Raw genomic sequence first — 14,269 nt, 5'->3', positions numbered from 1 at the left:
ATTATATTCGTTTCGGTATATATTATATTCCTTCCCTTCGGTGTCCTATAGCAGGTTTACAAACAATAGAATGCTCTGACTACATTACTTTTTTGCCATAGCAAGATATTTGATTTTTTTTAAATATCCTCGTGCGAAACAGGGGGTGGACACGATGGTAATGTTCCCAACGACGTTAATCATTGGGCTTCAAAGTGTAGGCATATAATAATTTTTATAAATTTTTTTTCCACAAATGGTATTACAGCTGGCTTCCCGGTATACGGATGGGCATATACGTCATTAATTTAACAGGGGATCTATCGGGAAATTGGCCATGATGGCAAAGTTGCTGCCCAGGTTCTTCAATGCCTGCGGCCATATATTCTGTTCCTTTTCTTCAAATACAAGCGGTACATTACCCTCTGACAGGATCCATGCCTTCTCATTAAGCTCATTTTCAAGCTGTCCGCCACTCCACCCTGAGTAACCAATAAAGAATTTGATCTTGTTGAGGTCTAAGCGACCGCTGTTGATCAATGATACCACCTGATCAAACTCTCCGCCCCAGTATACACCCTGCCTGATCTCAAAGCCCCCTCTGATCAGCTCCGGCTGCTGATGTATGAAATGAATGGTATCTATCTGTACCGGCCCTCCGTAGTAGATCTTGATATCATTTATGAGTACCTCCGGTACAAGGTCGTTTAAATGCTGGTCAAATACTTTGTTGATCACAAAGCCAAAACTGCCTTTGTCTTCCTGATGTTCACACAGTAACACTACGGTACGGGCGAAGTTCTGATCTTTTAGGAAAGGGTCAGCTATCAGCAATATGCCAGGCGATAAAGAAACCATAACACAAACAATTTTATCACTAACCAAATTTAACTAATTGAAAGCAAGTATAATAGTATTTATTCCAGATTTACTTGCCAGAATCATGTATTATTTCAGGGACATAGAAAAACTTAAATACCTGCAGGAAACTCGCTTAAATAAGCTCCGTTAGGAGCTTCCTTGTTTGTAGCCCGGGGTGCAACCCCGGGAATAAATGGTGCAACCTTTGGTAAACATAAAAGGAGGCTAGAAAGCCTCCTTACCATTTTATCAACCAAAATCTAAATCGCTTATGGAAACGAATCCATGTCGATGTATGTAGAAATTTAAAATTGCTAGTTTGTATAACTGATACATCAAATTTAGTACCAGTTTGATAAAGCAAATGTACAGAAGATTAGGGAATAACAAGTATTATTTCCCAGTTAAAATTACGTTAAAGTGATGGTTTATTGTTAAAGTGAATACTGTTAAAGGTTTAGACGGATTAATTTTGTATTAACGTTGCTATAGCAATTAATCATTTTTAACAAATACGGTGCTGGTACCCTCGCTGTTTGTGAGTATCTTGTGCGCCTTACTATTGAAGTAGCATGGTACCATTGAAGAAAGTATTTCCCATTATTGTGGTGTTAATTACCCTGTCATTATTGGGGATCATCTGGATACAGGTGAATTGGATATATAACGCATCTATTGTGCGCCGGGAGCAGATGGAACAGAAAGCTGTTGGCGTAATGAACAATGTGCGTGAGCAAATGCTGGCACGTAAAGCACCGCCCATGCGTTTTAAAGTAGATGGATCGAATATCAGACCCGCCGATAAAGGACTGGCTATTGATAAGTACGAAATCACTACCACCATCGACCTGAACGTCCATGTCAGCGACCGCTTTACGGTCGATGAAGTGCAGAAACTGATCGCTACCGGACTTCGCAATGAACACCTGGATACCACCTTTGAATTTGCTATCCTCGGTAAGGGTCACTTCGGTAACAGTAACGGTGTAAAGATGCAATCGACAGGCTTTACCCAAATGGTGGAGCGCGCCGGAAGAGATAGTATGGATTATCTGTTCCAGTACATTCCGCTGTTGAATAGCTTTGAATATGCTACCGGTGAAACAGAAACACTGTTAGTAGTACAACCGAAAAATGATCTGCTGCTGTTATTATCTCTTGGCAGAATGATGGCCGGAGGCCTTTTGTTCACGGCAGTTATCTTTACAGCGTTTATCCTCACTATCCGCACCATGCTGAACCAGAAGAAGATCTCCGAGATCAAATCTGACTTCATCAATAACATGACACATGAGCTGAAGACGCCATTAGCAACTATCTCGCTTGCCATCGATGCGATCGGCAATGAAAAGGTCATGGACAATAAAGAGAAGATCCGCTACTTCTCCGGTATCATCAAGGAAGAGAATAAACGTATGAATAAGCAGGTAGAAAGTATTCTGCAATCTGCCTTGCTGGAGAAAAATGAGATCGCTTTAAAACTGCAGGTCATGGACGTGCATGAAGTGATCACACATACAGTAGAGAACCTGCAACTACAGCTGGCTTCCAAACAGGGACAGGTAGAACTGCGCCTCGATGCTATCAATCCTATCATCAAAGCAGATGATGTGCATTTCTCCAACGTTATATTCAACCTGCTCGATAACGCTATCAAGTACTCTAAAGAACATCTGGAAGTAATTATCTCCACATATAACACGCGTAAAAGCCTTGTTATTACCATTGCTGACAATGGTATCGGTATGAGCCGTGATACGATTTCCCGTATCTTTGAAAAGTTCTATCGTGCACATACAGGTAATGTGCATAATGTAAAAGGATTTGGATTGGGATTAAGTTATGTGAAAGCTATCGTAGATGCCCATAAGGGTAAGATCAAGGTAGAAAGTGCAGTAGGAAAGGGTAGCAAGTTTACAATTGAATTTCCACAGGATTAAAATATTGATGTAGCTATGGCATTACTTGAAAAGGAATTAGCACATTTCAGGCATTCTATTGCTGTTCCCGGCATGGGCGTGGCAATGCAGGAAAAGCTGAAGGAAACACGTATACTCGTAGTCGGGGCCGGCGGACTGGGATCGCCAGTGATCCAGTATCTGAGTGCCAGTGGTGTGGGCGTGATCGGTATTGCCGATTACGGTGTGATCAATGATGAAGATATGCACAGGCAGCCACTTTACCAGATGCAGGATATACGTAAACATAAAGCGAAGATGGCCGCCAGTCGCCTGTGGGCCAGCAATCCTTTTTCAAAACATTATCCGTTACTGTTACAGGTAAAACCTGACAATATAAAACAACTGCTGCAGGGCATGGACCTTGTTATTGATTGTTCACAGCACACAGCAACGCATCTTGTGATCAATGATGCATGTATATCAGAAGGCAAACCTTTTGTGATCGGTGAAGTGCATAACTGGGTATCCTGGTGGGCCGGTTTTAATATTGCTCCTGTTAGCGGAGATGCGGCGGCGTCTTATCGTTGCGCCCTGGAACTGATAGATGATCACCGTAATTTCGATGCCGGTGCTATCGGTGTAACTCATGGCGCTACCGGTATGATGATGGTAAATGAAGTGTTGAAATTTATCGCCGGTGTGCCTGATGGCCTGGCCAATAAGTTCTATAGTATGAACTTCCTGCACAACACCTATGAAGTAAGTACGCTTGCTCCCAACGCCACTATACTGGCAGATACAAGGGCCAAAGGTGTATTGACTGCGGATGATTATGGCATGGAGATCGTTCCCGATATTGAAGATTAAATAGCATACATGTTCCGTAAATTAAAGTTACGTCCCATACTTTCATGGATACTGGCCATCTATCTGCTGGTGGGTGTAGTATTGTATTTTCTGCAGAAGAAGATAATCTTCCATCCGGAACCACTGACGGCGGATTATGCATTCAAATACGATATACCATTCGAGGAAATGCGTATCCGTATCAATGACAAGGAAACCCTGAGTGCTGTATTGTTTAAAGCGCCTGCGCCCAAAGGCATGGTGATCTACTTTCATGGCAATGCCCGGAATATCTCCAAATATGCCAGTAAAGCCCGGCAATGCATCAGTCGGGGCTATAGTGTGCTGATGATGGATTATCCCACTTATGGTAAATCTACCGGGCCTTTAACAGAAGCCACCATTTATGCCAATGCATTACATATGTATGAAGTGGCCAGGAAGTTCTTTCCGCCGGACAGTATCATTATTTTCGGAAGATCATTGGGAACAGGTGTAGCAGCCCAGCTGGCCACCGTCAGGGACTGTAAACGGCTGGTACTGGAAGCGCCCTACTATAATATCGTTGATCTGGCAATGCGGATGGCCCCCATCTATCCCTACCGGTATATGCTGGATTACAAGTTCCCTACAGACGAATATCTGCCTAAAGTAACAGCGCCTGTAGTGATCATGCACGGGACAGACGATCACACGATTCCATTGGCATCTGCTGAAAAACTGGAAAAGCTGTTGAAACCGGGAGACCGGTTCATTCCTGTTCCAGGTGCCGATCATAATAACCTGGATAACTATCCGGAGTATGGGAAATCCTTAGATCTCGCGTTGCAGTAATCTACCCTGTCTGGCAGTAACGTGCAGCTCGTGCATTAATCCTATTTTCAGGGCATAGTTTTCGTTTGTATGTCCCACAGGGAAACCGAAACAAACGGGATAATCGTAATCCTGCACAATATTCCTGATAATTTCATATTCGCTCTGGCCAAAAGGCGTTTCAGTTTCTTTACTGTCTGTAAATGAGCCTACTACCAGTCCGGCCAGGTCATCCAGCCATCCGGCCCTTTTCAGGTTGTACATCATCCTGTCAATGTTGTAACGGTACTCGCTGATATCTTCCAGGAAAAGGATCTTTCCTTTGGTATTGGGCTGAGAGTCTGTACCTGACAGGTTGGCCAGGAGGGAAAGGTTCCCCCCGATCAGCTGACCCGAGGCCTTACCAGTACGGTTGAGGTCATGCGGTGCGCAGGCATAGCGGTAAGGAGTACCCTTAAGCGCCAGGCGGAGGCTGTCCACATATTCATTTTCTGCAGTATCCGGCCTGATACCACTGCACATCATAGAGTGGATGGTCGGAATACCATATTGCTGATGAATATGCGTATGAAGTACGGTAATGTCGCTGTAGCCGCATATCCATTTCGGATGCTTACGGAACTTCTTGAAATCCAGGTCGTCCAGTATACACACCAGTCCATAACCACCACGGCCAAAGACGATGGCCTTAATATCCGGATCATCCAGCATGTCCTGCAGCTCTTCCAGCCGCAGCTCATCCGGAGCAGAAAAATTATGGAAACTGGTGCCTACCGTAATGCCCAGGTGCACCTGGTACCCCCAGGAACTGATCACTCCAGCAGCATATTCTGCTGCCTGCTGGTCCATTTTGCTACTACTACAGGTGATGCCTATAAGATCACCTTTTTTGAGGTACGGCGGAATTCTCATTGTTCTATGCTTTAATTACCTTTGCAGACTATTTGGGGGCGAATATCCCAACCCTGACAGGGCTAAATTGATAAATACTTTTCGCTCTTCCAAAAGCAAAAACAGAATTTCGATTATTTAAGCATTCTTTAAGCGAACATGGGAAAATTTAACAGATATCTAATAACAGCGGCATTGCCTTATGCTAATGGACCGGTCCACATCGGCCACCTGGCAGGCTGTTATATTCCCGCCGACATTTACGTGCGCTACCTGCGCGCTAAAAAGGCGGATGTAAAGTTCGTAGGAGGAACAGACGAACATGGAGTGCCTATCACCATCAAAGCGATGAAGGAAGGGGTGACTCCTCAGGATATAGTGGATAAATATCATAAGATCATCTATGACAGCTTTACAGACATGGGTATCTCTTTCGATATTTTCTCCCGTACCACCAAACAGATACATCATGAAACCTCAGCGGCTTTCTTCAAAACCATGTACGATAAAGGACTGTTTGAAGAGAAAGTAACTGAACAGTTTTTCGATGAAACTGCCGGCGTATTCCTGGCTGACCGCTATATCACCGGTACCTGCCCTAAATGTGGCAATCCGAATGCATATGGCGACCAGTGTGAGAAATGCGGATCCTCCCTCAGCCCCGATGAGCTGATCAACCCGCGCTCCACCCTCAGTAATGCCGTACCTGTCAAAAAACAGACAAAGCATTGGTATATGCCCTTACAGAACTATGAACCATTCCTGAAAGAATGGATCCTGGAAGGCCATAAAGAGTGGAAAAATAACGTGTATGGTCAGTGTAAAAGCTGGCTGGATAGCGGTCTGCAAAGCCGTGCAATGACCCGCGACAGCAACTGGGGCATCAAAGTGCCGCTGCCTGACGCTGAAGGGAAAGTACTGTATGTGTGGTTCGATGCACCTATCGGGTACATCTCTGCTACCAAAGAGCTGACCGACAACTGGGCGGATTACTGGTGTAAAGAAGATACCAAACTGGTACACTTTATCGGTAAAGATAATATCGTGTTCCACTGTATCATCTTCCCGGCAATGCTCAAGGCACATGGTAACTTTATCCTGCCTGACAACGTACCGGCTAATGAGTTCCTGAACATCGAGGGTGAGAAGGTATCTACTTCCCGTAACTGGGCCGTTTGGGTACACGATTACGTAAAGGATTTCCCTGACCAGCAGGATGTATTGCGTTACGTGTTGTGCAGCACCGCTCCGGAAACCAAGGATAACGACTTTACCTGGAAAGACTTCCAGCAGCGTAACAACAGTGAGCTGGTGGATATCTTCAGCAATTTCGTGCACCGTACTATGGTATTAATGCACAAACTGTGCGGAGGTAAAGTGCCTGCTTTCCATCCTGAAGTAAAGGATGAGAAAGACGACGCAGTACTGACCAACTTACTGGCTTCAAAACAGAAGATAGAAGACTCCCTGGAGAATTTCCGTCTTCGCGAAGCACTGGCAGAAGTGATCGAAGTATCCCGTCAGGGTAACAGGTATCTGCAGGAAAAAGAACCCTGGATACTGGCTAAAAATGCGGAAGAAAATCAGAAACTGATCGATAACTGTCTGCATCTGTGTTTACAGTTGACAGCCAACCTGGCTATCCTGGCAAATCCATTCCTGCCATTCACGGCAAAGAAGATCTGCCATATGCTGAAAGTGGTAGACCGTATACTGGATTGGGAAAACGCAGGCAGCCTGAAACTGGTGAGCGTAGGTTATTCCCTACGTCCGCCTGAGTACCTGTTCACCAAAATTGACGATGCCAAAATACAGGAGCAGATCGATAAATTGCATGCCGGTCTGGTAAAGCCTGCAACTCCCGCTGCTGAAGCAGCAGCACCTGCGGAGAAAGAAGTGAAAGAAGAGATCCAGTTTGAAGATTTTGCTAAACTGGATTTACGTGTAGGTACTATCCTGGAAGCAGAGAAAGTACCTAAGGCGGATAAATTACTGAAACTGCTAGTAGATATCGGCACAGAGAAACGTACTGTTGTATCAGGTATTGCAGCGCATTTTGCCCCGGAAGAAGTAGTGGGTAAACAAGTGACATTGGTCGCTAATCTGGCGCCGAGAAAAATGCGTGGTATTGAAAGCCAGGGAATGATCCTGATGGCGGAAAATGCTGCAGGTAAGCTGGTGTTCGTAAATCCGGATGCGGCTGTCGATGCAGGCAGTGAAGTGAGATAATTCGTTTTTAGAGATATGAAAAGCCCTTCAGCGCGTGCTGAAGGGCTTTTTTATTTTGGCATCAGGTTAGATAGCTTATTTATAGTTTTATAGGAACGGTTAGCCGCAATAATTGCCTCTTCGCTTCTACATGCTGGTCGTGGTTTTGTTGTATTCTTTTGAAGTACACGTAATATGTTATGTAGTACTGCGATAATTTCTGAGGTAATCTCAAGAGATGGCAGTAAAGACACAAACCGGAATCGGAACATATATCCTTCCAGAACTTCTCTGTGTTTATAAAGATATTTGATCAGCTTTTCGGTGGATCTTATTTCAGCATGCAGGTCTGTGTCTTTCAATTCCGACGTCTTTTCCATCAGATATGCATGCATCTCTTTTAAAGTTGCGAGTCTGATTGCCAGTTTTTGATAGATCATCTTATGCTCTTATTCTTTTGGTTTCATTATCTATCACCGTTGGTAGGCTCCTCGATATAGTGCTGACTAGCATCGGTGATGATGCTCCGGTATGAAAGTACACGATGCGATTATAGCTATGTACGTCATCAAAGTAAATATATCCAACAATTACAGCAATAACAATGGATGCAATTGTTGACGAATAAAGTTCAAATGACTTGTAGTTTAGCTTTTGATGCGTCGGTAATTTTGAGGATTCTACGATTTTAAGTAGTCGCACCGCAATTGCGCCCAACATACAACAATAAATTGGAGATTGTAAAAAGGTCATAGGAAGAATGTCTTAAATTATTCTGTCGCAAAAAGCTGCTAATAATTTTAACCAAAAGGAAGTTCTTTTTTCATATACTTTGCGGGGGGTGAATACTGGCTCTCCGTTTTTGTGCCTGTAATACGATTCCACAAAATCTTTTGTAGTAAAGACAATTTCTATTACATCTTCAAGCCTGACATTTGTGTTAGCAGATATTTCACGTAATGTTTTCCAAAAGTCGTTAGCAGAATCTTCAAAGAATTGTAGAATTGTTTGTTTTTCTTTTTCCAATAACGCGTTCATAAAATATGTTTTAAGCGAAATTATTAGTAATTGATTTACTAATAAAATCCACAGCCTAAATGAACATACTGAACAACATCTAATTGTATGCAGAAAATGAACGAAGCATAAAAAGCATTTTCTTACTTCAGATAATAATGCCTCACACTATTAAAATCCTCATCCAGTTCATACACCAACGGCACACCGGTAGGAATATCCAGTTGCGTCACTTCCTCATCCCTCAGATGATCTATATATTGTATCAATGCACGCAAGCTATTACCATGTGCGGCAATGATCACTTGCTGGTTATTCCTGATAGCCTGCATAATAGTCTCCGACCAATAGGGGAGCACTCTATTCATCGTCTCACTGAGATTTTCAGTTACCGGCAATTCCCGCTCAGTAAGATCTTTATACCTGGGGTCATTCCCCGGATATCGCGGATCCCCGCTATCCAGCGCAGGTGGATGCTCATGCGGATCTCTGCGCCACTTATGTACCTGCTCTTCACCATACCGGGCCGCTACTTCTGCTTTATTTAATCCCTGTAAGGCACCATAAAAACGCTCGTTCAAACGCCAGGATTTTTGCACAGGTATCCACAACAGGTCCATTTCCTCCAGCGCGAAATCAAGGGTTTTAATCGCTCGTTTTAATACAGACGTAAATGCGATATCAAATGAATAGCCACGCTCTTTTAATAGTTGTCCTGCATGTCTGGCCTGTGCAATGCCTTCTACTGTAAGATCGACATCTGTCCAGCCTGTAAAACGGTTCTCGAGATTCCATTCGCTTTGTCCATGACGGAGTAATACCAGTTTAATCATCGTTGTGTCTTTTGCGTGTTATAAGGTAGTGCTTTTTACATTTCCTATGCTCAAATCCGATCTTTTTTCGGCTGCTATTATTTCCCGATTGCGTAAACCCTTTGTACAACAAGAAGGTATTTTTGTCTCATTCTATCAACAATAAGCACGCCGGTCCATCCATTTTGGCCCATTCAATACCATAAACATGAATTTCTTTTCCAGGAAACCAGTTGTTAAAAAGAAACGTAGTCTCTTTTACCGTATATCCGCCTGGCTACACCTGTGGCTGGGACTGATCACAGGTATCGTCATGCTCATCGTATGCGTAACCGCCTGTATATGGGTATTTCATGATGAAATTACGAGACTAACGGAACCCGAAACAGTGATCGCCCGTCAGGATAAACCGGTGATCACACCCTCACAGGTGAAGGCAATAGCCACAGCGACATATCCAGGTAAAAAACCTGGATATGCTACCTATCAGCAGGGAACAGCTATTTACCTGAGCCTGGGGGAGGGTAGAAAAGGAAATACCGTGATGCGCTTGCATCCCTACACCGGTGAGGTGATCAGTGTAAAAGAAAACAAACCCGGAGAGACAGACTTTTTCCGTTTCATCCTGAACGGTCACCGTTTCCTGTGGATGCCTGCTGAAATAGGTCGTCCTATCGTGAACTACAGCACCCTGACTTTTGTGATCATCCTCATTACCGGAATGGTATTGTGGTGGCCGCAAAAGTGGACGAAAGCTACCCGCGACCAGAGTTTTAAGATCAAATGGAAAGCCTCTTTCAAAAGGGTGAACTATGACCTGCATAATGTGTTGGGCTTTTATTCATTGCTGGTCGTGCTGGCCATGGCGCTGACAGGCATGGTGTACGGCATCAAGTGGTATAGCAAAGGACTGTATTGGGTCACTTCCGCCGGACAAACCCTGCCTGATTTCAAACGACCGCAGTCCGACTCATTGCAGGCAGGTAAGTTGTATACACCCGAACAGGCAATGGACCTTGTATGGGGGAAAGTACTCAGTAAACATCCGGAAGCAGAAGGATTTTACTACACTTTTGCGGATACCTCCAAACCGAAAGCTGCCATCAACATCACGATCTATCCTACCACCGGCAAGTTTTATAATAACAGGAGTTATGCCTTCGATCAACATACCGCACAGCAGCTCAAAGGTGACAAAGTATTTGAAATCAGTTTCCAGGAAGCTGGCTTTGGGACTAAACTACGTAAGATGAACTACGACATTCACGTAGGTTCCATACTGGGACTACCCGGCAAGATCCTGGCTTTCTTTGGCGCGCTGATCGGCGCAAGTTTACCGGTCACCGGTTTCCTGGTGTGGCTTGGACGTAAAAGGAAAGGGAAAAAGAGCGTTGGCAAGAAGCAACCGACAGCGAAGGCATTTCAGGCAGTTTAAGTAAGTACACCATTATATTGTTTCACAGGTCGTCCCGCTATCGGAGACGGCCTGTTCGTTTTTTTCTTCCTTTTGCCACAAGTCTCCCAAAAAATCATATATTCATTTATCGATATTAACATAAAGACTCAATTAACATAAAGACTCACTACAATGCCTCAGCGCTTGTAGCTTACAAAACGCGTTCTATGAAAAGACACATCAACAAGGTGGCCGTTTTAGGTTCAGGAGTAATGGGTTCACGTATAGCAGCTCATTTTGCAGGAGTCGGAGTACAGGTGTTGTTGCTGGATATTGCCCCTAAAGAGTTAACTGATGCAGAAAAAGCTAAAGGACTGTCGCTGGACAGTAAAGCGGTAAAAAACCGCATCGTAAACGAAGCATTACAGTCCGCCCTGAAGGCGAACCCATCTCCCGTGTACACAAAGGATGTGGTAAAGCTGATCCGTACCGGCAACTTTACGGATGATATGAAGGAAATTGCCAACTATGACTGGATCATTGAAGTAGTGGTAGAAAACCTGGATATCAAAAAGTCAATATTCTCGGAAGTGGAAAAATACCGCAAACCCGGTACACTGATCACTTCCAATACCTCGGGTATTCCCATCCATCTGATGGCAGAAGGCCGTAGTGATGATTTTAAGAAACATTTCTGCGGTACACACTTCTTTAACCCTCCCCGTTATCTGCGCTTACTGGAAATAATTCCTACACCATATACCGACCCTGAGATAGTAGACTTCCTGATGAACTATGGAGATCTCTACCTGGGTAAAACAACCGTGCTTTGTAAGGATACACCGGCATTTATTGCCAACAGGGTAGGGGTGTATTCCATCATGGCCATCTTCCATATCATGCAGGAAATGAAGCTGAATATCGATGAGATAGACACGCTGACAGGACCGGTGATCGGAAGACCTAAATCAGCTACTTTCCGTACAGCCGATGTGGTAGGAATTGATACGCTGGTGAAAGTGGCGAAAGGTGTAGCTGATAATTGTCCGCAGGACGAAGCCAGGGATATTTTTGTAATTCCGCCGTTCCTGCAGAAGGTGGTGGAAAATAAATGGCTGGGCGATAAAACAGGGCAGGGCTTCTATAAAAAGACAAAAGGAGAAGGCGGTAAGGAGATCCTGACGCTGAACCTGGAAACCATGGAATATGGCCCGCGGCAGAAATCCAAATTTGCCAGCATAGAAGCTGCCAAACAGGTAGAAGACCTGAAGCAGCGGCTCGTGGCACTGTATAGTGCTGGCGATAAAGCAGGAGAATTCTATCAGCAGTTCCATGCACATCTGTTCTCTTATATCTCTCATCGTATTCCTGAAATAGCAGACGACATCTACAAAGTGGATGATGCAATGAAGGCAGGCTTTGGCTGGGAAATAGGACCTTTTGAATCATGGGATGTAGTGGGTGTTGAAAAAGGCATTAAGGCAATAGAAGCCAAAGGACTGACCGTGGCGCCATGGGTGAAGGAAATGCTGGAAAAAGGAGTTAAAAGCTTCTACAAAGTGGAGAACGGAAAGCGGTATTACTACGACGTTAAGACACATGTTTATAAACTGCTGCCTGGTGCAGATACATTCGTTATCCTGGAGAATCTGTCCGGCAATGTTGTCTGGAAGAACAGCGCCTGCAACCTGTATGACATCGGTGATGGGGTAGTAGCGCTCGACTGGAAAACGAAGATGAATACCATCGGCGGTGAAGTGCTGGAAGGTGTGAACAAAGCCATTGACAGGGCAGAAAAAGATTTCCGCGGATTGATCCTTGCCAATGAAGGCGCCAACTTCTCTGCAGGCGCCAATGTGGGAATGATCTTTATGTTTGCGGCAGAACAGGAGTATGATGAACTGGATATGGCCGTGCGGATGTTCCAGAAGACCACCATGCGCCTTCGTTATTCTTCCATTCCGGTAATAGTAGCACCCCATGCATTGACATTGGGCGGAGGATGTGAAATGTGCCTGCATGCAGATAAAGTACAGGCTGCAGCAGAATCCTACATCGGCCTGGTGGAACTGGGTGTGGGCCTCATACCTGGTGGCGGTGGTACCAAGGAAATGGCATTGCGCGCCAGCGATGAATTCAAAGAAGGCCGTATTGAAGAGGAACCACTGAAAGACAGGTTTATGACCATCGCCATGGCGAAAGTAAGTACGTCTGCTCATGAGGCATTCGACCTGGGCATCCTGCGGAAGGGACATGATGAGATCACTATGAACCAGAGCCGCCTGATCGCTGATGCTAAGCGCAGTATATTGCAGATGGCAGACGAAGGATATACCCGTCCTGTGGAAAGAAAAGACATAAAAGTACTGGGTCGCACTGCCCTGGGTATGATGCTGACAGGCATCCACAGCATGCGGTTCTCCAACTATATTTCAGAGCATGATGCAAAGATTGCCGGCAAACTGGCCTATGTGATGAGCGGCGGCGATCTGTCAGAAGCGTCTTTGGTAAGCGAACAATACCTGCTGGACCTGGAGAGGGAAGCCTTCCTCAGCCTGACAGGAGAGCGCAAAACACTGGAAAGACTGCAGAGTGTGATCAAAACCGGGAAACCAATCAGAAACTAATCCGTCTTAATGTCAACTATTCTTTCCCTACAGAACATTTCAAAAAGATACGGTGCCGTACAGGCATTGTCAGGAGTATCATTTGATATTCCCACGAATTGTGTATTCGGCATCCTGGGCCCCAATGGGAGCGGGAAGACCACTCTGCTGGGTATTGTTACCGACGTGCTGAAAGCAGATACCGGTTCCTTTACCCTGATGGATGAGTCGCCTTCTGCCCTGCAACGGCGGAAGATCGGTACCCTGCTGGAGACGCCCAACTTTTACCATTATCTCTCCGGCTATCGTAACCTGCAGATAGTGGCTAATATCAAACAACAAAGCGAAGCAGATATTCCCAGGGTGCTGGAACTAGCCGGACTAACGGCCCGTCAGCATTCAGCCTTTAAGACCTATTCCCTGGGTATGAAGCAACGCCTCGCCATAGCAGCAGCCCTGCTGGGAGACCCGCAGGTGCTGATACTGGATGAACCGGCCAACGGACTGGACCCGGTAGGAATTGCAGAGGTCAGGAACCTGATCCGCCAGCTGGCGCATTCAGGCAAGACCATCATTATGGCCAGTCACCTGCTGGATGAAGTGGAAAAGGTGTGTACCCATGTGGCCATCCTGCGAAAAGGGCAATTGCTGGGCTCCGGACCGGTAAATGTGGTGGTGGCAAGGGATAATTTTATCGAGATAGGCAGCGCAGACAATCGTGCACTGGCGCAGTTGATACAGCAACACCCTGCTTTCGTACAGCTTTTGCCTGCGGGAGACGGTCTGCTGCAGGTGACATTCAAAGATGCAATGGATCCGGCTACACTCAATAGCTGGTGCGCCCAGCAGGGCGTCTGGCTCAGTCATCTGCAGATGAGCAGGAAGAGCCTGGAAACTGCATTCCTGGAATTAACCAATAACTAATCCCCCTGTACCGTA

Annotated in this window: 11 protein-coding genes; 7 read left to right on the top strand and 4 right to left on the bottom strand. The window is 45.3% G+C overall.

Going from position 1 to position 14,269, the window contains the following annotated elements:
• Nucleotides 1–282: 282 nt before the first annotated feature.
• Nucleotides 283–837 (bottom strand): YqgE/AlgH family protein, encoded by a 555-nt coding sequence (locus tag CLV42_RS08910; protein ID WP_106601559.1) that lies wholly within the window; start codon nucleotides 835–837, stop codon nucleotides 283–285.
• Between the two features lie 575 nt (nucleotides 838–1,412).
• On the opposite strand from CLV42_RS08910, the gene CLV42_RS08905 reads away from it, so the two are divergent.
• Genes CLV42_RS08905 through CLV42_RS08895 form a run of 3 tightly spaced genes read left to right on the top strand, consistent with a single transcriptional unit; the run spans nucleotide 1,413 to nucleotide 4,421 of the window.
• The gene (locus CLV42_RS08905; RefSeq protein ID WP_106601558.1) at nucleotides 1,413–2,780 is read left to right on the top strand and encodes a sensor histidine kinase; all 1,368 of its coding nucleotides are present in this window, start codon (nucleotides 1,413–1,415) and stop codon (nucleotides 2,778–2,780) included.
• A gap of 15 nt (nucleotides 2,781–2,795) precedes the next feature.
• Entirely contained in the window at nucleotides 2,796–3,608 is an 813-nt protein-coding gene (locus CLV42_RS08900; RefSeq protein WP_106601557.1) for a HesA/MoeB/ThiF family protein, read from the top strand.
• A 9-nt stretch (nucleotides 3,609–3,617) separates the two neighbouring features.
• The gene (locus CLV42_RS08895) at nucleotides 3,618–4,421 is read left to right on the top strand and encodes an alpha/beta hydrolase (protein WP_106601556.1); all 804 of its coding nucleotides are present in this window, start codon (nucleotides 3,618–3,620) and stop codon (nucleotides 4,419–4,421) included.
• Here CLV42_RS08895 and CLV42_RS08890 read toward each other — a convergent pair.
• Nucleotides 4,401–5,312 (bottom strand): S66 peptidase family protein, encoded by a 912-nt coding sequence (locus tag CLV42_RS08890; protein WP_106601555.1) that lies wholly within the window; start codon nucleotides 5,310–5,312, stop codon nucleotides 4,401–4,403. The genes CLV42_RS08895 and CLV42_RS08890 overlap by 21 nt on opposite strands.
• A gap of 138 nt (nucleotides 5,313–5,450) precedes the next feature.
• Here CLV42_RS08890 and metG point away from each other — a divergent pair, with 138 nt between their 5' ends.
• Nucleotides 5,451–7,520 (top strand): methionine--tRNA ligase, encoded by a 2,070-nt coding sequence (gene metG, locus CLV42_RS08885; RefSeq protein WP_106601554.1) that lies wholly within the window; start codon nucleotides 5,451–5,453, stop codon nucleotides 7,518–7,520.
• A 744-nt stretch (nucleotides 7,521–8,264) separates the two neighbouring features.
• Here the strand turns inward: metG and CLV42_RS08875 are convergent.
• Together CLV42_RS08875 and gpmA are read right to left on the bottom strand one after the other, a co-directional pair.
• Nucleotides 8,265–8,537, bottom strand: a complete 273-nt coding sequence (locus CLV42_RS08875) for a hypothetical protein (protein WP_106601552.1) — start codon at nucleotides 8,535–8,537, stop codon at nucleotides 8,265–8,267.
• Nucleotides 8,538–8,659: 122 nt separating this feature from the next.
• Entirely contained in the window at nucleotides 8,660–9,349 is a 690-nt protein-coding gene (gpmA, locus tag CLV42_RS08870; protein WP_106601551.1) for a 2,3-diphosphoglycerate-dependent phosphoglycerate mutase, read from the bottom strand.
• A 187-nt stretch (nucleotides 9,350–9,536) separates the two neighbouring features.
• Between gpmA and CLV42_RS08865 the strand changes: the two genes are divergently transcribed.
• From CLV42_RS08865 to CLV42_RS08855, 3 genes are all read left to right on the top strand, one after another.
• Entirely contained in the window at nucleotides 9,537–10,763 is a 1,227-nt protein-coding gene (locus CLV42_RS08865) for a PepSY-associated TM helix domain-containing protein (protein WP_106601550.1), read from the top strand.
• A 188-nt stretch (nucleotides 10,764–10,951) separates the two neighbouring features.
• The gene (locus CLV42_RS08860; RefSeq protein WP_106601549.1) at nucleotides 10,952–13,351 is read left to right on the top strand and encodes a 3-hydroxyacyl-CoA dehydrogenase/enoyl-CoA hydratase family protein; all 2,400 of its coding nucleotides are present in this window, start codon (nucleotides 10,952–10,954) and stop codon (nucleotides 13,349–13,351) included.
• 9 nt (nucleotides 13,352–13,360) lie between these two features.
• Nucleotides 13,361–14,254, top strand: a complete 894-nt coding sequence (locus CLV42_RS08855; protein WP_106601548.1) for an ABC transporter ATP-binding protein — start codon at nucleotides 13,361–13,363, stop codon at nucleotides 14,252–14,254.
• Nucleotides 14,255–14,269: the final 15 nt, after the last annotated feature.

The sequence above is a fragment of the Chitinophaga ginsengisoli genome (assembly GCF_003014595.1).
Lineage (GTDB): Bacteria > Bacteroidota > Bacteroidia > Chitinophagales > Chitinophagaceae > Chitinophaga > Chitinophaga ginsengisoli.
This window is presented reverse-complemented; position numbering and strand designations above follow the sequence as displayed.

Bases quoted from the DNA above. Each gene is read 5' to 3' on its own strand.
- gpmA (WP_106601551.1), bottom strand. From the start codon at position 9,349: ATGATTAAACTGGTATTACTCCGTCATGGACAAAGCGAATGGAATCTC.
- CLV42_RS08860 (WP_106601549.1), top strand. From the start codon at position 10,952: ATGAAAAGACACATCAACAAGGTGGCCGTTTTAGGTTCAGGAGTAATG.
- CLV42_RS08910 (WP_106601559.1), bottom strand. From the start codon at position 837: ATGGTTTCTTTATCGCCTGGCATATTGCTGATAGCTGACCCTTTCCTA.
- CLV42_RS08855 (WP_106601548.1), top strand. From the start codon at position 13,361: ATGTCAACTATTCTTTCCCTACAGAACATTTCAAAAAGATACGGTGCC.
- CLV42_RS08895 (WP_106601556.1), top strand. From the start codon at position 3,618: ATGTTCCGTAAATTAAAGTTACGTCCCATACTTTCATGGATACTGGCC.
- CLV42_RS08900 (WP_106601557.1), top strand. From the start codon at position 2,796: ATGGCATTACTTGAAAAGGAATTAGCACATTTCAGGCATTCTATTGCT.
- CLV42_RS08875 (WP_106601552.1), bottom strand. From the start codon at position 8,537: ATGAACGCGTTATTGGAAAAAGAAAAACAAACAATTCTACAATTCTTT.
- CLV42_RS08865 (WP_106601550.1), top strand. From the start codon at position 9,537: ATGAATTTCTTTTCCAGGAAACCAGTTGTTAAAAAGAAACGTAGTCTC.
- metG (WP_106601554.1), top strand. From the start codon at position 5,451: ATGGGAAAATTTAACAGATATCTAATAACAGCGGCATTGCCTTATGCT.
- CLV42_RS08890 (WP_106601555.1), bottom strand. From the start codon at position 5,312: ATGAGAATTCCGCCGTACCTCAAAAAAGGTGATCTTATAGGCATCACC.
- CLV42_RS08905 (WP_106601558.1), top strand. From the start codon at position 1,413: ATGGTACCATTGAAGAAAGTATTTCCCATTATTGTGGTGTTAATTACC.